The organism is Pseudomonadota bacterium (assembly GCA_008501635.1).
Lineage (GTDB): Bacteria > Pseudomonadota > Gammaproteobacteria > QQUJ01 > QQUJ01 > QQUJ01.
On the sequence record QQUJ01000018.1, the window covers coordinates 421,825 to 440,961 of the forward strand.

Here is a 19,137-nt window from a genome sequence, read left to right on the forward strand (position 1 = left end):
GGCCTTTCGCTTTGCGGTCCTTGAGTCGCGGGGCTGCTCTCTCCCAACGATCTCACCCATGGAGGCTGGCCGGTGTTTGTCGGTATCGATAGTGCCTCGGAACCCGCTTTAGGAGCGATCAACCGGCTGTATCGTGTCGATGAGAGCACCTGTGTGGTTCAGCTGATGAGCGCGCTGCAACTCACAATCGAGGCACGCCAGCGCGTCGTTAAACAGGCTGCCGACTGGGTGCGGGCGATACGCCAGCGTGAGGTCAGCGCCAGTGGCCTGGACGCCTTTTTGCAGGAGTATGATCTCAGCAGCCGCGAAGGCGTGATGTTGATGTGTCTCGCCGAAGCGCTGCTGCGCATCCCCGATGCCGAAACCGCCAATCAACTGATTCGCGACAAGCTGGGGGAAGCCGACTGGGAGGCGCATTTGGGTGACAGCGAATCGCTGTTCGTCAATGCGTCCACCTGGGCGCTGATGCTGACCGGGCGATTGGTACGCCTCGGGCAGGAGGAGACGCGTGACTGGGGCGCGACCCTGCGGCGTCTGATCTCACGCAGCGGCGAGCCGGTGATCCGCCGGGCCATTACCCAGTCGATGCGCATTCTCGGTCGCCAGTTCGTCATGGGGCGCACCATTGATGAGGCGATCGAACGGGCGCGCGCTTGGGAGAAACACGGCTACCGCTACTCCTACGACATGCTGGGCGAAGCCGCGCTGACACGCGCTGATGCCGAGCGCTACCAGAATCATTATCTGCAGGCCATCGCGGCGATTGGCAGCGCCGCGAAAGGTGCGGGGCCGGTCGCCGGTCCCGGCGTGTCGGTGAAACTCTCGGCGCTGCACCCACGCTACGAGGTGGCGCAACGGGAGCGTGTCCGTAAAGAGCTGACCCATAGTCTGCTGTCGCTGGCGCAGGCTGCAAAAGAGGGTGATATCAATCTTTGTGTCGATGCCGAAGAAGCCGAACGCTTGGAGCTGTCGCTGGAGATCATCGCCGCAGTAGCACGACACCCCAGCCTGCACGGGTGGGATGGCTTCGGGCTGGCGTTGCAGGCTTATCAGAAGCGCGCACCGGCGGTGATCGACTGGTTGGCCGGATTGGCTGGCAGCACGCGTCATCGGCTGATGGTGCGGTTGGTGAAAGGGGCCTACTGGGATACTGAAATCAAGAAAGCCCAGGAACGGGGGCTGGAAGGATATCCGGTCTTTACCCGCAAGGAGAGCACCGATCTTTCCTACCTGGTGTGCGCCGAAAAGCTGCTGGCCGCCGGTCCTGTTTTTTATCCGCAGTTCGCTACCCACAATGCCCACACCATCGCGGCGGTTCTGGAAATGGCCGGGGGGCGGCGGGATCTGGAATTCCAGCGGCTGCACGGCATGGGTGAACCGCTCTGTGATCCTTTGGTGGCCGCGGGTGGCAAGGGCGCTGTGGAGTGCAGGATTTACGCACCGGTGGGTGGGCACGAGGAATTGCTCGCCTATCTGGTACGGCGGTTGCTGGAGAACGGTGCCAATACCTCGTTCGTCAATCGTATCGTGCAGGAGGAGCTGCCGGTCGAGGAGATTGTGGCTGACCCAGTCGCCAGGATCGAAGCGTTGCAGACCCTGCCGCATCCACGCATTCCTCTGCCGGAAGAGATATACGGGTCTCAGCGGCGCAATGCTCGCGGTCTGGAACTCGCCGATCGTGCCGTTTTGGAGACGCTCTCGCAGGCCATGGCGGAGGGCTGGCGCGAATCCCGGCGGGCAGGACCGATAGTGGGCGGACGCACCTTGGAGGAGGGCGCGGAGTGCCCCGTTGTCGATCCGGCCGATGCCCGGCGTCAGGTGGGCAGCGTCTTTTCGGCGACCGGGGACAGCGTCGATGAGGCGGTGTCGCGCGCTTACACCATAGCATCCGAGTGGGACCGGCGGGGTGCGGCGGTGCGCGCCGGGATTCTGTCGCGCGTGGCCGATTTGATGGAGATGCGCTGTGCGGAATTGATGGCCGGATGCGTACGCGAGGCAGGCAAGACTGTCCCCGATGCGCTGGCCGAAGTGCGTGAGGCGGTCGATTTCTGCCGTTACTACGCCACGCAGGCGCAGCTGCACTTCGAACAACCGCTGGCGTTGCCTGGGCCCACCGGTGAGACCAATCAGTTGACGCTGCATGGACGCGGGGTCTTCGCCTGCATCAGTCCGTGGAATTTTCCCCTCGCTATCTTTACCGGCCAGGTGGCCGCCGCACTGGCGGCGGGCAACGCGGTTATCGCGAAACCGGCGGAGCAGACACCATTGATCGCCGCCGCCGCGGTACACCTGTTTCACCAGGCTGGTGTTCCGGCGGACGTATTGCATCTGCTGACCGGCGACGGTGCGGAAGTTGGCGGGCGACTGGTAGCCGATCGGCGTATCGCCGGCGTTGCCTTCACCGGCTCGACCGAAACCGCCCGTCTCATCCAACGCTCGTTGGTGGAGCGGGGCGGGCCCATCGTGCCACTGATTGCGGAGACCGGTGGGCAGAATGCCATGTTGGTCGACTCTTCGGCGCTGCTGGAACAGGTGGTGATCGACGTGGTCAATTCGGCGTTTCGCAGTGCGGGTCAACGTTGTTCGGCGTTGCGGGTGCTGTTTGTGCAGAATGATGTGGCCGATCGATTGCTGACCATGCTGGCCGGTGCCATGGATGAACTGGTTATCGGCGATCCTGCGCTGCTCAAAACCGATGTCGGTCCGGTGATCGACGCGGCCTCGCGCGCCATGCTGGAGCGCCATGCGGAGCGCATGCGTACAGAGGGTCGCGTGATCCACGAGATGACACTGCCACCCGGTTGCGGGCATGGGCACTTCGTTGCACCCATGGCGGTCGAGATCGACAGCATTGCCCGGCTGGAGCGCGAGGTGTTTGGGCCTATTCTTCACGTGGTGCGTTATCGCGCCAGTGAACTCGATAAGGTGCTGAATGCGATCAATGGCACCGGCTACGGATTGACCCTGGGCATTCATACGCGCATCGATGCGCGGGCGCGCTATATTCATCGGCGCTTGCGCGTGGGAAATACCTATGTGAATCGCAACATGATCGGGGCAGTGGTCGGGGTGCAACCCTTCGGTGGTGAAGGGTTGTCGGGCACCGGCCCGAAGGCGGGTGGTCCGCATTACCTGCAACGTTTCGCCACCGAGCGCACTTTGACGATCAACACCACCGCGGCGGGCGGCAACGCGACGCTGATCTCGTTGCAGGAAGACGCTTGAGATCGCTCTGCTGCTGACCGAGAACCACCGCGACTAGGAGACGATGAGATGCTGATCGGGGTTCCCAAGGAGATCAAAACTCATGAATACCGGGTGGGGCTGGTGCCCGCCAGCGTGCGTGAACTGGTCAACCGCGGCCATCAGGTGATCATCGAGAGCGGGGCCGGTGTGGGCGTCGGTATGGATGACGGTCGCTACCTGATGGCAGGCGCCGATGTCGTCGAAACCGCAGCAGAGGTGTTTGAGCGCGCAGAGATGATCGTGAAAGTCAAAGAGCCGCAGGCACAGGAGTATGTGCAACTCCGTGACGGTCAATTGCTGTTTACCTATCTGCATCTTGCGCCCGATCCCAAACAGGCTGAAGGGCTGCTCGCCTCGGGTTGCACCGCGATAGCCTACGAGACGGTGACCGACGACCTTGGTCGTCTCCCGCTGTTGTCGCCAATGAGTGAAGTGGCAGGCCGGATGTCGATTCAGGCTGGAGCGCACTGTCTGGAGAAGGGGCAGGGCGGTAGTGGTGTGCTGATCGGTGGTGTCCCCGGGGTGGCCGCAGCGCGCGTGGTAGTGCTCGGAGCGGGGGTGGTGGGAACCAACGCGTTGCGAGTGGCGATGGGCATGGAAGGACACGTTACCGTCATTGATAAGAACATCGATCGCCTGCGTGAACTGGATGCGCTTTTTGGCTCGCAACTCAACACCGTCTACGCCACGCAGGATGCGCTGGAGCAATATGTCGTGAAAGCGGATCTGGTCATTGGGGCGGTATTGGTGCCGGGAGCCGCGGCGCCGCATCTGGTGACTCGCGAGATGGTGACCGCGATGCGCTTAGGATCGGTGGTCGTCGATGTCTCGATCGATCAGGGCGGCTGTTTCGAAACCAGCCGGCCCACCACCCATGCGGATCCCACCTATACCGTGGATGGCGTCGTGCACTACTGCGTGGCCAATATGCCGGGCGCAGTGCCGCGCACATCGGCCTTCGCGCTCAACAACGCCACACTGCCATTTGTGGTTCAGCTGGCGGCCAAGGGATACCGTCAAGCCCTTGCGGATAACCCGCACCTGCGTAACGGCCTGAATGTACATCAGGGTACGATTACTCATCCCGCAGTGGCCGAGGCTTTGGGCAAACCTTACCGTTCGGCTGCGGAGGCGTTGGGTTTCTAATCGAAGCGTGCAGGAATCACTGAGGTCGGCAACAGGTGCAAATGGACTTTGTCGTCGCCAGGGAAGAGAGTCTCCAATTCCGAGAAACTATCGTCGGGGATCGATGCCGGATCATCACACCCGATCACCAGTCGCAGGCGGTTGAATCCGCCCTGGTTGCGCTCTTTAATCCCGTGCTTGAGCAGGTCAGCCATTGCAGTGTGGTCGGGTGGGACAGCTACGCCGGGGAGCAGATAAACCAGCAGCCGGTTACCAATGTTGATGCGCAGCGCGTGTGGCCAAGCTGCGCTGGCAATGGGGAGCGCGGAGATTTCGACCCTTTGAAATACCGCCGCGGGGCAGTTACATCCCAGGGTATCGCGTACGAAGTGTTTTAAAAGCGGCTGCTCACTGCTCATGCCTCGAGAGTAGCGCTGCCGCGCCCTCAGGGCAAAAACATCGCGATACTTTGATCGAACTGAACGGTGGCCGCCTCTACCGCCGGGATCAGATCTTTTTTACCGATACCCAACAGCTTGAGCACCGCCTCATCCAATTCTCCATTGGGCCGGGATTCGGCCGCGAAACCGCTGCGCTCCGAACGATTGGCCAAATGATCGGCCAGGTAGAGGATCCCGGCCTCGGGACAAGGCCCTTGGGTATCGAGGGGTGTGTGATGGGCCCCGATGGCGATGCACAGCGTTTCAGGAAGCTGCCAAAGGCTGAGGATGCCTTCCCCGACTTCGGCGTGGCTGAATCCCAACCGGTGAAGCTCGGCATGGAACATCACCTCCTCATCGCCCTGAGCCACCAACAGCAGATCGGACATGGTATCCGGGCGCTCGTTGTAGAGCAGCAGGCTACCCACGTCGTGCAACAGTCCTCCGACGAAGAGGCGTTCCGGATGGAGAACGTTGGCCCGCTTGGCCAACTCACGGCTCACCATGGCGGCGAAGACGCTGTGCCGCCAGAAACAATCCATATTGACCAAAGAGCCGGGCAGTCGCGAAAAGACCGCGGTGGCGGCCACGGCGACGGCGAGATTGAAAAGTTCGTTGCTCCCGATCACGGTCACCGCCCGCGATATCGTATCGATCCGGCGTACCAGTCCATAGTAGGGGCTGTTGACGATCCGCAGTAAGCGCGCGGTGAGCGCAGGGTCCATGGCAATCACCTCTGCCATGTCATCGGTGGTGGAAATCGGATCGTTCAGTACCTCCAGTAATGCGAAATGCACTTGCGGAGGTGAGACCAGATCACGTGTCTCTTCGATAAGGTAAGTGATCTCGTGGTGTTGCTGCTTGCGAACGGCCTGAACTTGACTCATCGAAGTATTCGCTATCACCAATGGATTTTCTTGATAAGGAGCCTACCCAAACGACCTCGGGGTTTTTGAGTGCCGAATCACGTTTTGCAGAATTGATCGATGATAAACATTAAACCCAAAGCGTGGCGTTCTGCGGCGCTGAATTGCAGGGGCGAGGACTATGAGTGCGGGCGAATCGGGAAAAGTCGTCAATCTTCAGCGCTACGAGCGCGAACGCGGGGCAGTTGGCTCCGCCGAGGCGAAACGTGTGTTGACCGAGTGCCGTGACCGCATTTCCGAGTATCTCGCCGGCGCGGTCTCCGCTACCTTCGATAAGGCGGATGACACGTTGTTCGAGCGGGCCGACAAAGCCGTTAGCGACAACGAGCAGACTATCTACTTCGATGCTATGCGCGAGATACGCCGGCGCCGCAGCGAGATCGAAAAGCGCACCCGGCAACTGTTTCTTGAACGCTTTGCCGAGGTGCTCAAACGCAAGCCTGGCGATGCCCCCACCAGTTCCCGCGCCGGTGATAGCGGCCTCTCGCTGAGTCTGATTGAGCACGAAGACCTCGAAGAGTCGCTAGCCGCCTCCAGCATGGCGAGCAAGGTACGCAGCACCTGTCATCGAGAACTCTTCGAGCTGGAAAAGCGGCTGCAACTCATTCTGCGCCGAAAAGAGCTGAAGAACGAAGATAATCCCATTGGCCCGGAAGTGATATGTGGCGCCTTTCGGGACGCGTGCCACGATATCGATGTGGACGTCAAGGCCAAGCTGATCGTGCTTAAACTGTTCGACAAGTTGGCGATTCCCGGCCTTCAGGCACTTTATCAGGCAATCAATCAGTATCTGATCAAGAACAAGATACTTCCGATCATTTCACACCAGGTGAAGCGCCCCGCGTATCAACGTCCACCCATGGCGCCGGTGCCGCCGCAAACCAGCGACCTCTCCGGCGCTTATGAACAGCCCGGCTACACCAGCGGCGAGATCAACCTCTACCAGGCGTTGCACCATTACGTAACCGGGGGGGCACCGGGTGTTTCCGGAGGGGCCCCGATGAGCGGTGGAGTGCCATTGGCGCCCGCGGTTCTGGGACCGGTCGTCGACGCCCTGACAGCCATGCAGCACGGCCTGGGCGTCGCCAACACCGGTGACGCTCCCGCTGGGGGGCAATTTGCCGGCGGTACCGTCAATGTGTTGCGGGAGATCAAAACCGCTCCCGGTCTGCAGCCGCTAGTGAGCGCAGATGGGGTGACGATTGATATCGTCGCGCTGATCTTCGATCACATCCTCGACAATGCCGATGTACCACCCGCCATGAAAGCACTGATCGGCCGACTGCAGATTCCGGTCCTCAAAGTGGCCATTATCGACAAGACGTTCTTTGCTTCGCGCAACCACCCGGCGCGTCGGTTGCTGGATACGCTGGCGCGTGCGGCGACCGGTTGGCAGGAGAGCGAATCGCGCAGCGAGGGCAGCCTCTACAGTGAGGTCGAGAGCAGCGTCGAAACGGTGCTGCGGGAGTTCAACGACGACATTACCCTGTTTGCCGAATTGGCGGATCATCTCTCTGATTTTATCGACAACGAGCTGAACCGCGCCGAACGCGTCGAGGAACGCTCCGCCAAGGCCCTGGAGGGTGAAGAACGGGTCATGATGGCCAAGGTGATCGTGCGCGATGAGATCGATCGCCGCGTCAACAAGCAGTCTCCTCCTGAGCCGGTAACGGCATTTTTGCGCGATCACTGGTATACGGTTTTGCTGCTCTATTTTCTTCGTGAGGGCGAGGAGGGCAACAACTGGCGGCGTTGCGTGGAACTGATGGATACCCTGCTCTGGAGCGTGCAGCCCAAGCGCACCGATCGTGAACGGCAGCGACTCGTGGGTGCATTGGGTTGGTTGCTGGAAGGATTGCAGGAGGGGATGGCGATGGCATCCACGCCCGAGGCGCTGCGTCACGCCTTTCTTGCCGATTTGAAGCAGTGCCACTCGCAGGCGTTGAGCGAGGGGCGCAGTCAACAGGCGCAGTTCGAGGCTGACGAGAAGCAGAAGGCGTTCGAGGCGCAGCGGGTCAATCTGACAGGGATCGAGGCGTACAAACAGGATATCGCTTCGGTCGTACCCGACCTCGCCGAGATACCGGAACTCACCGAAGAGGAAGTAATGGATTATGTCGATTTCTCTGATCCCAAACAGGAGGCCAACCCCGAGGCACAGGCGGAGGAGCGGCGTCAACGCTATGAAGAGCTGGTGGAGAATCTGCGCGAGAATCAGGAGCAGGTTGAAATAGAGGAGATCACCATCGGAAATCCGTCGCCAGAACCGGAGCCCGACAGTGACGATCACTACACGGCCATGGTCGCGGAACTGCAGAAAGGTACTTGGGTTGAGTTCACCAGGGCGGATGGAACGACCGTTCGCGGCAAACTCTCCTGGACCAGCCCACTGACGGGTACCTATCTTTTCACGAACCGCCAGGGGTTGAAGGTCGAGGATCGTACGAAGCGAGGCCTGGCACTGGAGTTTCGACGCGGAACCGCCAAACTGATCGAAGAGAAATCGCTGCTTGATCAGGCGCTATCCAACATCCTGGGCAAGAAACCAAAAACGGCGGCCAACCATCCCGCGCCCGCCTGATCAGGTATCCGGCGCACCCGGGGAACGGTATATCCGGTAGACGGGTATGCCGTTTCTTTATAGGGGGGCTACAGTCTCTCGCATCCGCTCGGCAATCGCTTCGGCCAGCACTGCTCCCCACGCTGCATACCCTTCTGATGACGGATGAAAACCGTCGCTGCTGAGGTAGTGCCTTTTGTTCTGCATTGATCCAGGCAGCACTGCGTACAGGAGTTCAGGGCGTTGGGCGCAAGCTTGCTGCGTCGCTTCGTCCAGACTTTGAGCCACCAGTCCGAATACGAACCGCAGAGGTTGTGGGATTGCGATGAATTTGCCGACGGGAGGTACTGCGGAGATCACAACGAGCTGCGGCTGAAAGCGCGATCTCACCTCGATTATCAACGACTCGAGATCCCGCAACCAACGCCGCGGAGTGCGCAATGCCAGGGTATCATTGACGCCGAGGGCGAGTACCACGATGTCCGCCCGTTCTGCTTGCACCCAGGGGAAAAGCGTAGCGGCGGTACGCTCGGTTATCAGGCCATTGAGGCCGGCAACCTCCCAACGAATCACGCGCTGCAGCCTTTGACTCAGCGCCGTGGCGATCTGCCCCGCAAGGGATTCGCGGTGGTTTGATACACCGACACCGGCGGCGGTCGATTCACCCAGTACCAGAATTTCAACGGCTGGTTCAGCTCCCGGTTCGCTGCCGCTCCGTTGACCTTGCGCTGGCGGTAGCCGTACCGCATGCCGGCGCAAATAGAGCGCCTGCAGGATCAGCAGTGGCGCAAGCGTCACCAGCGTGATGATGGCGAGCAGATAGCGAAGATTCATGACAGGACTAGTTCTTCAGGCGCTTGATTTTATCGTAGGCAACGAGCGCGTCCCTCCGACTGGCGGCGAGATCAACGACCGGGTGTGGATAGTCGATTCCGAGACGGATCTTCGCGGCGGACAATATCTCCGGTGTCGCGTTCCAGGGCTGCTGCAACCAGCGATCGGGCAGTTCTCCGAGCTCGGGTAGCCAGCGTCGTACGTACCTCCCCTGCTTATCGAATCGCTCGCCCTGTAGCACGGGATTGAAAATGCGGAAGTAGGGTGCAGCGTCCGCACCGCATCCCGCCACCCATTGCCAACCCAAGGTGTTGTTGGCGAGATCAGCGTCGACCAGTGTGTCCCAGAACCAACGGGCGCCCTCCTGCCAGGGGATGCGCAGATTCTTGGTCAGAAAAGAGGCGGCGATCATTCTTACGCGATTATGCATCCATCCGGTTTTCCAGAGTTCGCGCATGCCGGCATCCACCAGCGGAATCCCCGTTTCTCCGCTCTGCCAGGCCTGCAGCAGAGATCGGTAGTTGGCGCGCCAGGGAAACCGGGTAAAGCGCGGATCGAGAGGTTTATCGGGGGTGTGGGGAAAGTAGTGGAGCAGATGATGGGCGAATTCGCGCCATCCCAATTGGCGTATATAGGGCTGCGTTGATCCCGCATCACTTTGTTCCATTGACGATGCCTGCCAGAGAATCTGTCGCGGGGTTATCTCACCCAGATGAAGGTAGGGCGAGAGCCGCGATGTACCGCTCGCGGATGGCACATCGCGTAATCGGGTATAGGCGGCTATGTCATCTGAACAGAACGCTGAGCAAAGCGCTTCGGCGTTTTGTTCGCCAGGCTGCCAGCGATCCGCCAGACCTCCCTCCCAACCTACCCTGGGCAGCAGTTCGAGGGCGTCGACAGTAAGCGAGGGGATACCCTGTGGGGGTGGCGGAAATCGGGCCGGAACGGGCAACGGAGGTCCGCATGCAGGAAGCCGTTGGCAAGCCTTCCAAAACGGTGTGAAGACCCGATACGGCGCGCCGCTGGCGTTGAGCAGGGATTCGGGTTCGTGGAGCAGGGTACCGCCGAAACGCAGGAAAGAAACGCCGCGGGCAGCAAGAAGTTGCGCGATGCGCGCATCGTTTGCGACCGGGTTGGGGTCGTACACACGGCTGCAGTAAACCTGCGTGGCGCCAGTAAGTTCCGCGAGATCCGGCAGGGCGGTTTCGGTTTTGCCACACCAAACCGTGAGCCGCGAATCCGCTTGCCGTAGACGCTCGCTCAGCGCGCACAGGCTATGGTGCAACCACCAGCGTGACGCCGCGCCCAAGGGCCACCCCTTGTCACTCTCGGGATCGTGCACATAGACAGGGATCAAGCGGTCTGCATTCTGACAGGCGGTAGTCAGCGCCTCGTGATCAGCGAGGCGCAGATCACGGCGGAACCAGAGGATTGCCACCGTCATCAAGCGTTATCCAGCGGGTCGCGGCTTCAACGAGTCATCCAGTTGACGCAGCGCGTGCGTGATGTCCTTGCCCACGGGGATGGCGCCTGAGCGCACGATGGCATCGCTGTGGCTTATCGACGTTTCGCCGCCAACGAAAATCGGGACGTTGACCTGTTCGTGAAGTCGCGTCATCTGTTCCTGAAGTACTGTACGTGATGGTTTGATCGACCCCGACAAGACGATCGCCCGCGCACCTGTGCGTTGTACGACCGCCGGCAGCTCCTCAAGGGGCAGGTCGGCGCCCAGCAGTATCAGCCGATAGTCGCGTTCGATGGCGGAGAGGCAAAAGAGCATCAAACCCACCTCGTGATGCTCACCTGGCAGGCAGGCGGCGATGATCTTGGGGCCATGGCCACGGCGCACCCGATGATGGAAGCGCGCCCCGAGTTTATTGCGCAAGTAGCTGCCAAACAGATGCTCCTCTGCAACGCTGCCATCGGACGATTCCCAGCGTTCCCCCAACGTACGGAGCAGCGGAATGATCAGACGCTGCGTCACCATATCGATGGGATAGATGGAGAGTGCTTCGTTATAGGTGTCGTCGAGTGCGTATTCATCAAAACGAACCACGGCGTTGAGCATCCGCTGTTGGAACTGCTCCCAAGGGCTCGGGTCACCGCTGGTCTTCACCACACTGGTCGGGCTTTGCAGACGGCGCTTCACCTGGCTGATTGGCAATCCCTTGTCCAGCAGTTCCAACACCTGGTTTATCAGGTCGATGTCCTGTTGTGTGTAGAGACGGTGTCCCTTCGGCGTCCTTTGCGGCTGGATCAATCCATATCGTCTTTCCCAGGCCCTCAACGTGATTGAATTGACTCCGGTGAGCGCGGAAACGGTACGAATGGGAAAGAGCTCACTGTCGCTGGGTACAGCGTGTTTGTCGGGGGTTGCAGAGGTCCGCATGGTGCATTCCTATGAGAAGTCTTGATAAAACCTATACAAAAATTATAAGTCACGTCAAGGGAGGCATGTAAAACGATAAAAAGGAACGATAATGTACAATAAAATACGTAGATCGGAATTACTTTAAAAACACTGAAATACAGTCTGTTACGATATTACTAGTTGAATTAATCGCTCAGATATTGACAGATGTACAATAAACGTATAACTTTTCGCCAAGGTTGATTCCCAGAGGATAAACCGATTGAACCCCAACTAGCGAGTGCAGGAAACTGCAACCAACAGGAGACAGAGCGATGACCCAACTGATCAAACAAAACAGGACGATGTCGATGACGGCAGCTGCGGCCCTCTTGGTTTCAGCGACAGTGATTACCTCTCCCGCCCAGGCAGGCAAGGGCTATCTGAGCGAGTACGAGTACGGTGCAACCAAGACGGCCAGCAAGATGATGGATAAGGACGATATCGTCGATACCGCAGTCAAAGCAGGGTCTTTCAATACGCTGGTCACGGCCGTCAAGGCCGCGGGACTGGTGGAAGTCTTGAAGGGAGACGGGCCATTCACTGTTTTCGCGCCCACCGACGCGGCATTCGCCAAGTTGCCGGCTGGGACCGTTGAAGCCCTGTTGGCAGACAAGGCGAAGCTGGCGCAGATTCTGACTTATCACGTGGTACCGGGGCGCCTGGAAGCGAAGGACGTGGTTAACAAGGATCGGCTGAAGACGGTGCAGGGATCGAATCTCTCCATTTCCACCTCGCCCAAAGGTGCAATGGTGGATGCTGCCAACATCGTTCAGACCGATATCGTCACCAAAAACGGGATTATTCATGTCATAGATACCGTGGTGCTTCCCAGCGGTTCGTAAGGCGAGGTGACAGAACAACCTTGTAGTTGTAGCGACGCACTTAACAGGGTTGTTGGTGAAGAGTGTTGCTTTCCATAGAGTGCAGATCTTTTCGATCCAATAGTCGGTAAACGGTGCCGGGTACGAAAAGAACGTGGAGGCAATCGTTCCTCGCCATCGATGCAAAAGGTGAAGCCCGCCCTTTGGGCGGTCTTCTACCTACTCGAGTCGGGGCACGAAGTTCAGAGCAGGGCGAAAGCCAACGTTGTTGAGTCGCTAGCGCCCATCTCCTTGACGAGAGTGTCTGTTGTTGTGCCTGCTCGAACACTAATCCTTTCGGTTGTATCGCGAGCGACACGGAAAGACTGTAATGATCTGGACAACATGCCGGTCTAGTAAATTACCCTGAAACACTTTCTCAGGTGCACACAAGGAATCAAGGTTTCTTGTCATCCAACGAAATTGAATGGAGATTTAGCGAAATGAAAAAGCCAATTAGTCTACGTAACTTCCTTTCGATGGCTGCTGCATCGACTGTGCTCTCGGCTGCGTTGGTTGCATCTCCGGTAATGGCGGAAGGCAACGACACTTATAGGACAGTTCACGCCGGGTACTTGAGCGAGTATCAAGTTCAGCCGGGTGATTTGCCCACCATGACCGGTTCGATCTTTAACGCGGAATCCGGCGATAACGTTACTTATGCGACCATTCACAACGGATGGTTGAGCGAGTACGAAACCCAGGCAGGCGACGCTTCACGAATGACTGCGTCGTTCGACATGTTTGAATCCAGCGCCTACAAGGGTTCGAGCCGCAAGAGCTGGTTGGGCCAAGATGGCAGCAACTGGAACTAATGTGCAACATTAAAGTCAACCCTGACCGGTATCGTCGCAACGGCGGTGCCGGTTTTTCTATCTTGAACTGAGTGCTCTTCGATACTGTTCGTTCTCCGATCACGCGTGAACTGCATAGAGCGGGATCTGCATCTCCGGTTCGGTCATACCGCCGTGATTGCCCGGCATACAGTGGGGCGGTTCTCCACGCAAAGGTGCGGCGAGGGCGTACCCGCCTTTCGCGAGTAGAACCAGATCACCGACGCGACCGTATAGTGCGGGATGGTGTTCACCGGGACCAAAAACCTCGGCTTCGAACAGTGCCTCGCCCTCCAGCACGGCGAAGCAATCCCGATAGTTCTGCAATCTTTTGCGAATGGCCTCGATGCGTGCCGGCCTCACATGCAGAGAGACGGCCCGCACGTCACCGGAGGGCAGCGTCGCGAGGCTGTCATACAGCGTGTCGATTCTGCTGAGATCGATATGCTTTTCCAGCGGTGTTTCAACAAAGCCGTGATCGGCGGTCACCAGCAGTGTTGTGTCGTGGGCAGTCAACACATCGCGCAGCCGCGCCAAAAACAGATCGATCTGGGCAAGGTGCTTTAAAGCTTCGGGACTGGCGGGACCGTATTGGTGGGAGATTCCGTCATAGCCTGGCCAGTAGGCATAGAGGTAGGAAGGTTGGTGTTGCCTGGAGAACTGCGCCAGTCTGTTTTCCAGCTCTGCCAACGATTCTATGGCGCAGGTCTCGCTCCAGGCGCTGGCGGCATGCGAGAAACGACTCTCCAGAATGAAGCGATGTGTCAGGGCGATACGCGGAGCAGGCATCGTAGCGATTGGCCGCGGGATCGCCAGATACTGTGCCAGGCGGAATCGATCATCGGCGATCGGCACATCGGTGCGGCTGGTCGAGGGCAGGATGGCGCTCACCACGCCCAGATCGTGCAGATTGAGGAACCAGCCGAGAATACCGTGCTCGGCGGGACTGGCGCCGCTCATCAGAGTGGTGACGGCGGCGGCCGTGGTGGCTGGGAATACGCTGGAGAGTTCGTGTGGTGTGTGTTGTCCCAGGAAGGGGCTGTCGGTCACCGCATCCAGATAAGCCTCGCGCTGGGCCAGTCCGAGTCCATCGACCACCACCAACACCACATGACGCGGCTTGGCGAGTACCTGTTCCCACGCCTGGCCCAGTCCCCTGTGGGCCGACTCACCGCCACGGGCGCGGATCACGCTTGCCATCAGATTGACCAGGCTACGGCCCTCATAGTCGGGCCGGTAGAAACCTCGCAGAGGACCGGATTCGATGCGGGCCATGCGCCCCTCAATACCCGCTGCGTGACGGGGCCTGCTCCCCGCGACGCAGCCTAACGGCCGAGTACTTGAACTCCGGAATCTTGGCGAGGGGATCGAGCGCCGGACTGGTAAGTTGATTCGCTGCCGCTTCGTAATAGCAGAAGGGCATGAATACCGTGCCGGGAGGAACGCTGCGGTCGCTGCGTGCGAATGCGCTGATCGCACCGCGACGCGACTCCACGGTAATGACATCCCCATCCGCGAGCTGCAAGGTGTGCAGATCGTCAGGGTGGACACTCACCTCGGGGCGCGGCTGCACAGTATCGAGCACCGACGCGCGGCGGGTCATCGAACCGGTGTGCCAGTGTTCCAGGATGCGCCCGGTGATCAGTACGCTGGGATAGTTTTCATCGGGCCGCTCTTCATCGCTGCAGAGACTGGCGGGAACCAGCCGCCCGCGTCCATCAGCGGTAGGGAAGTTGTCGATGAAGATCACCTCCGCACCGGGATCGCCCTCTTCAAGGCACGGATAGGTGACCGACGATTCGCGCTCCAGACGCTCCCACGTGATGCCGGCAATACTGGGCATGGCACGGCGCATCTCGCTGAAAACCGCTTCGGCATCCGGATAATCCCACCGCAGCCCCAGTCGCTCGGCGAGTTGCTGGATGATCCACAGATCCTGCCGCGCCTCGCCGGGCGGTTGCAGGGCTTGCCTGCCGAGCTGGACCCGCCGGTCGGTGTTGGTGAAGGTGCCGCTCTTTTCCGGGAAGGCGGAGGCGGGCAACACCACGTCGGCGAGGTATGCGGTTTCGGTGAGGAAGATATCCTGCACCACCAGGTGCTCGAGACTGGCCAATGCCGCGCGGGCGTGAGTGGCGTCGGGATCGGACATTGCGGGGTTTTCACCCATCACATACATGCCCTTGATGGCGCCGGTTCGTGCCGCGTTGAGAATCTCCACCACCGTCAGGCCGGGATTGGCATCGAGTGGGCTACGCCAGAGCGCCTCGAAGCGGGCGCGGGCATCAGCGTTGTCCACCCGCTGGTAGTCGGGGAAGACCATGGGAATAAGCCCGGCATCGGAGGCCCCCTGGACGTTGTTCTGCCCCCGCAACGGATGCAGGCCGGTGCCGCGTCGGCCGATCTGCCCGGTGATCAACGCCAACGCAATCAGGCAGCGTGCATTGTCGGTGCCGTGCACGTGCTGGCTGATGCCCATGCCCCAGAAAATCATTGAACCCTTGGAGGTGGCGTAGCGGCGAGCGACGGTACGCAGGGTTCCAGCGTCGATGCCGCAGATGGGCGCCATCGCCTCGGGGGTGTAGGGCGCAAGGTGTTCACACAGCGCATCGAAACCCGTGGTGCGCCGTTTGACGAATTCGGCGTCGTAGAGTTTCTCTTCGACGATGGTGTAGAGCAGAGCGTTGAGCAGCGCGACGTCGGTGTCGGGGTGAAACTGCAGCACGTGTTCAGCGTGGCGCGCCAGGTCGGTTATGCGCGGGTCGATGACGATCAGCGTCGCGCCGCGCTCGGTGGCGTTTTTGATGAAGGTGGCCGCCACCGGGTGGTTGACTGCCGGATTGGCACCGATCACGACGATGACATCAGCGTACTGAACGTCGGCTACCGGATTGGAGACCGCGCCAGAGCCGATTCCCTCCAGCAGCGCCGTCACCGAGGAGGCATGGCACAGGCGCGTGCAGTGATCGACATTGTTGGTGCCGAAACCGGTGCGGATCAGCTTCTGGAACAGATAGGCCTCCTCGTTGCTGCACTTGGCCGAGCCGAAGCCCGCCAGCGCGTTGCCGCTGTGGGCATCGCGAATGCGCTGGAAGCCGGCTGCCGCCATCGCCAGTGCCTCCTCCCAGCTCGCCTCGCGAAACACCGCCGAGGGATCAGTGGGATCGACGGGGTGCCGGGGGTTCTTGGCTGCGTCGGGGCGCCGAATCAGTGGCCGGGTAAGCCGCTGTGGGTGATGCACGTAATCCTGACCGTAGCGACCCTTGATGCACAGCCGTCCGCCGCGATTGGCAGGGCCATCGCGGCCCTCCACTGCCAGGATGCGGTTATCGGCAATATGATAGGTGAGCTGACAGCCCACGCCGCAATAGGGACAGAGCGAATCGACCTGCCGGGCGGCGGGTATCGCTAGCCCGGATTTCTTACGCCCATCCGTGGCGAGGGTGTCGCGGCGCTGCTGTGGCGGGGCGCACGCAGCGGAAGACGGTGAAGGTGTAGTAGATTCTACATCGAACCGGCTGGAGCGAGTACGTTCCGCCACAGCAAGTGGATCGGCGGCCGCAGTAGGAGAGGTGTGAGAAATGCGGGCTAAGCGCAGGCTCGCCGGGCGCAGGGCACCGGTGGGACAGGCCTGGACGCATTCGCCACAACCGACACACGAGCTGTGGCCCATGGCATCGGCCATATCGAAGACCATGGCAGTGTGCGCGCCGCGGCGGGCAAAGCCTATGACATCGTTCACCTGCACCTCGCGGCAGGCGCGCAGGCAGCGGGTGCACTGGATGCAGGCGTCGAGGCTGACATCGATGGCCGGGTGTGAGGTATCGGCGCTGATCGATTCGCGTGCCGGAAAGCGCGGCGCCTCAAGGCCTAAACGTTGCGCCCAGAAACCAACCTCGCCCCAGCTTTCCGGCCGGTCGGCTGGCAGGTCGCTGAGCAGCAGCTCGACCACGGTGCGTTGCGCACTGCGGGCGCGATCGTTGGTGCTGCGAACCACCATGCCGGGTGTGGGTTGGCGGCGGCACGAGGCGGCCAGAACCCGCTCACCTTCGATCTCCACCATGCAGGCGCGGCAATTGCCGTCGATCCGCAGCCCTTCGCGATAGCAGAGGTGAGGGATGATCGTGCCCAGGCGCTGGGCGGCCTGCAAGATAGTCTCGCCGGTTTCGGCCGTGACGGTCCGTCCGTCCAATGTGAACTCAATTGCCATCGTTCGCCTTTTGTCGCGCCTCCAGTTCATGGGGGAAATAGCGCATGACGCAAGCCAGGGGATTTGGCGCCGCCTGCCCGAGCCCGCAGATGCTGGCATCGCGTAGGGTCTGCGCCAGTTCCTCGAGCAGCGGGACGTTCCACTGCGGTGCCTCCATCAGCTGTACCGCCTTTTCGGTGCCAACGCGACACGGCGTGCACTGCCCGCAGGATTCGTGAGCGAAGAAACGCATGGCGTTGAGTGCGGCATCCACGGCACGATCCTGCTGCGACAGAACGATGACAGCGGCCGAGCCGATGAAACAGCCGTACTCCTCCAGCGTGCCGAAGTCGAGAGGCAGGTCGGCCAGACTGGCGGGGAGAATTCCTCCCGAGGCACCACCGGGCAGATAGGCGTAGAGCTCATGATCGGGCAACATGCCCCCGGCGAACTCCTCGATCAGGCGCCGTACGCTGATGCCGCTCGGGGCGCGGTAGACACCGGGATTGACGACCCGGCCGCTGACCGAAAAGGTGCGCAAGTTTTTTCCCTTATCATCACTAAGAACCTCGGTGTTGCCCTCCAGTATGTCGCGCACCCAGTGCAGGGTCTCCAGGTTGTGTTCCAGGGTAGGGCGCCCGAACAGGCCCTGTTGGGCGATGTAAGGCGGGCGCTGGCGCGGCAGACCGCGCTTGCCTTCGAGGGATTCGATGAGCGCCGACTCCTCGCCGCAGATGTAGGCACCGGCGCCGCGCCGCAGGTGGATCTGCGGTAACTCGTCATCGAAGGTCTCGCGTAGTGCCTCGAGTTCATGGGTGAGTATCTGTCGCGCCGTGGCGTATTCGTCGCGCAGATAGAGATAGATCGAAGCCGCCTCCACCGCCCAGGCGGCGATCAGTGCCCCCTCGAGAAATCGGTGCGGATCGGATTCGAGAAAATGGCGGTCTTTGAAAGTGCCGGGTTCACCCTCGTCGATATTGACCACCAGAACCCGCGGACCGGGGTGTTCGCGCACCAGGCGCCATTTACGCCCCGCCGGGAAGCCCGCGCCGCCCAAGCCACGCAGCCCTGCCTGGTCCAGGGTGTCGATGACCGACTCGGCGGTGAGCTCGCCATCCTGGCAGCGCTGCCAGAGCTTGTAGCCGCCGCTCTCGCTGTAGTTGCGTAAATCCGCGTAGTTGGGAATCTCCGGTTCGGTCTCCTGGTGGTGCAGCGCCTCCCTGATCAGTTCGGGTGTGGCCTGGTGCAAGGGGTTGGTTCCGACCACGGCCACCGGCGCATGCTGACAGCGCCCGATGCAGGGGACGCGCTGGAGCCGGGCCTCCGCCGGAAGGAAGGGCGCCGCGCCGGCGATCAGATCCTCGGCGCCGGCCAGCGCGCAGCTCAACGAATCGCAGATGCGGACCACCGTGCGTGGTGGTGCCGCTTCCCCCTCCGGGATCACGGCGAAGTGATGGTAGAAAGTGGCGACCTCGTAGACTTCGGTGGGCGCCAGCTTCAGCGCCTGCGCCAGGGCGCGCAGATGATCTTCCGCCAGATGCCCGACGTGGTCCTGCAGACGGTGAAGGTATTCGATCAGCAGATCGGCACGCCGCGGCCCGTCGCCCAGCAGTTCGGCGATCAGGCGGACGGCTTCCGGGGTTGGGGGCCGGGCCGCTGCCCGGCGGCGTTGAGGAGGTTCGTCGCGTTCGGCCATAGTGTTGATTATTGCACC

At 60.7% G+C, this 19,137-nt stretch carries 13 protein-coding genes; 5 read left to right on the top strand and 8 right to left on the bottom strand.

The window, feature by feature from the left end; translation table 11 throughout:
* Positions 1 to 72: 72 nt before the first annotated feature.
* Complete coding sequence (locus tag DWQ09_12005) at positions 73 to 3,225, top strand: bifunctional proline dehydrogenase/L-glutamate gamma-semialdehyde dehydrogenase PutA (GenBank protein ID KAA3627872.1); 3,153 nt, start codon at positions 73 to 75, stop codon at positions 3,223 to 3,225.
* A gap of 48 nt (positions 3,226 to 3,273) precedes the next feature.
* Positions 3,274 to 4,392 (top strand): alanine dehydrogenase, encoded by a 1,119-nt coding sequence (gene ald / locus DWQ09_12010; protein KAA3627873.1) that lies wholly within the window; start codon positions 3,274 to 3,276, stop codon positions 4,390 to 4,392.
* On the opposite strand, the gene DWQ09_12015 is transcribed toward ald, so the two are convergent.
* Together DWQ09_12015 and DWQ09_12020 are read right to left on the bottom strand one after the other, a co-directional pair.
* Complete coding sequence (locus DWQ09_12015; GenBank protein ID KAA3627874.1) at positions 4,389 to 4,790, bottom strand: hypothetical protein; 402 nt, start codon at positions 4,788 to 4,790, stop codon at positions 4,389 to 4,391. The two genes, ald and DWQ09_12015, sit on opposite strands and share 4 nt — an antisense overlap.
* A 26-nt stretch (positions 4,791 to 4,816) precedes the next feature.
* Positions 4,817 to 5,698, bottom strand: coding sequence for an HDOD domain-containing protein (locus DWQ09_12020; protein KAA3627875.1), 882 nt, complete (start codon positions 5,696 to 5,698; stop codon positions 4,817 to 4,819).
* 160 nt (positions 5,699 to 5,858) lie between these two features.
* Here DWQ09_12020 and DWQ09_12025 point away from each other — a divergent pair, with 160 nt between their 5' ends.
* The gene (locus DWQ09_12025; GenBank protein ID KAA3627876.1) at positions 5,859 to 8,318 is read left to right on the top strand and encodes a DUF1631 domain-containing protein; all 2,460 of its coding nucleotides are present in this window, start codon (positions 5,859 to 5,861) and stop codon (positions 8,316 to 8,318) included.
* Positions 8,319 to 8,375: 57 nt separating this feature from the next.
* On the opposite strand, the gene DWQ09_12030 is transcribed toward DWQ09_12025, so the two are convergent.
* Genes DWQ09_12030 through DWQ09_12040 form a run of 3 tightly spaced genes read right to left on the bottom strand, consistent with a single transcriptional unit; the run spans position 8,376 to position 11,520 of the window.
* Entirely contained in the window at positions 8,376 to 9,131 is a 756-nt protein-coding gene (locus DWQ09_12030) for an SGNH/GDSL hydrolase family protein (GenBank protein KAA3627877.1), read from the bottom strand.
* Between the two features lie 7 nt (positions 9,132 to 9,138).
* Positions 9,139 to 10,575: a deoxyribodipyrimidine photo-lyase gene (locus tag DWQ09_12035; protein ID KAA3627878.1), complete on the bottom strand. Its 1,437-nt coding sequence runs from the start codon at positions 10,573 to 10,575 to the stop codon at positions 9,139 to 9,141.
* Between the two features lie 6 nt (positions 10,576 to 10,581).
* A complete protein-coding gene (locus DWQ09_12040; GenBank protein ID KAA3627879.1) occupies positions 10,582 to 11,520 on the bottom strand; it encodes a MerR family transcriptional regulator in 939 nt (312 codons plus the stop codon).
* Positions 11,521 to 11,846: 326 nt separating this feature from the next.
* Here DWQ09_12040 and DWQ09_12045 point away from each other — a divergent pair, with 326 nt between their 5' ends.
* A complete protein-coding gene (locus DWQ09_12045) occupies positions 11,847 to 12,386 on the top strand; it encodes a fasciclin domain-containing protein (protein ID KAA3628024.1) in 540 nt (179 codons plus the stop codon).
* A 461-nt stretch (positions 12,387 to 12,847) separates the two neighbouring features.
* Positions 12,848 to 13,219, top strand: coding sequence for a hypothetical protein (locus DWQ09_12050; GenBank protein KAA3627880.1), 372 nt, complete (start codon positions 12,848 to 12,850; stop codon positions 13,217 to 13,219).
* Between the two features lie 99 nt (positions 13,220 to 13,318).
* On the opposite strand, the gene DWQ09_12055 is transcribed toward DWQ09_12050, so the two are convergent.
* The 3 genes from DWQ09_12055 to DWQ09_12065 are packed head-to-tail and all read right to left on the bottom strand — an operon-like array spanning position 13,319 to position 19,119.
* Positions 13,319 to 14,512, bottom strand: a complete 1,194-nt coding sequence (locus tag DWQ09_12055; protein ID KAA3627881.1) for a hypothetical protein — start codon at positions 14,510 to 14,512, stop codon at positions 13,319 to 13,321.
* Positions 14,513 to 14,519: 7 nt separating this feature from the next.
* Positions 14,520 to 17,444 carry a formate dehydrogenase subunit alpha gene (locus DWQ09_12060; protein KAA3627882.1) on the bottom strand — a complete coding sequence of 975 codons (2,925 nt, stop codon included), beginning with the start codon at positions 17,442 to 17,444 and terminating at the stop codon, positions 14,520 to 14,522.
* Entirely contained in the window at positions 17,434 to 19,119 is a 1,686-nt protein-coding gene (locus DWQ09_12065) for an NADH-quinone oxidoreductase subunit F (GenBank protein ID KAA3627883.1), read from the bottom strand. The genes DWQ09_12060 and DWQ09_12065 overlap by 11 nt, the downstream gene beginning before the upstream one ends.
* Positions 19,120 to 19,137 lie beyond the last annotated feature (18 nt).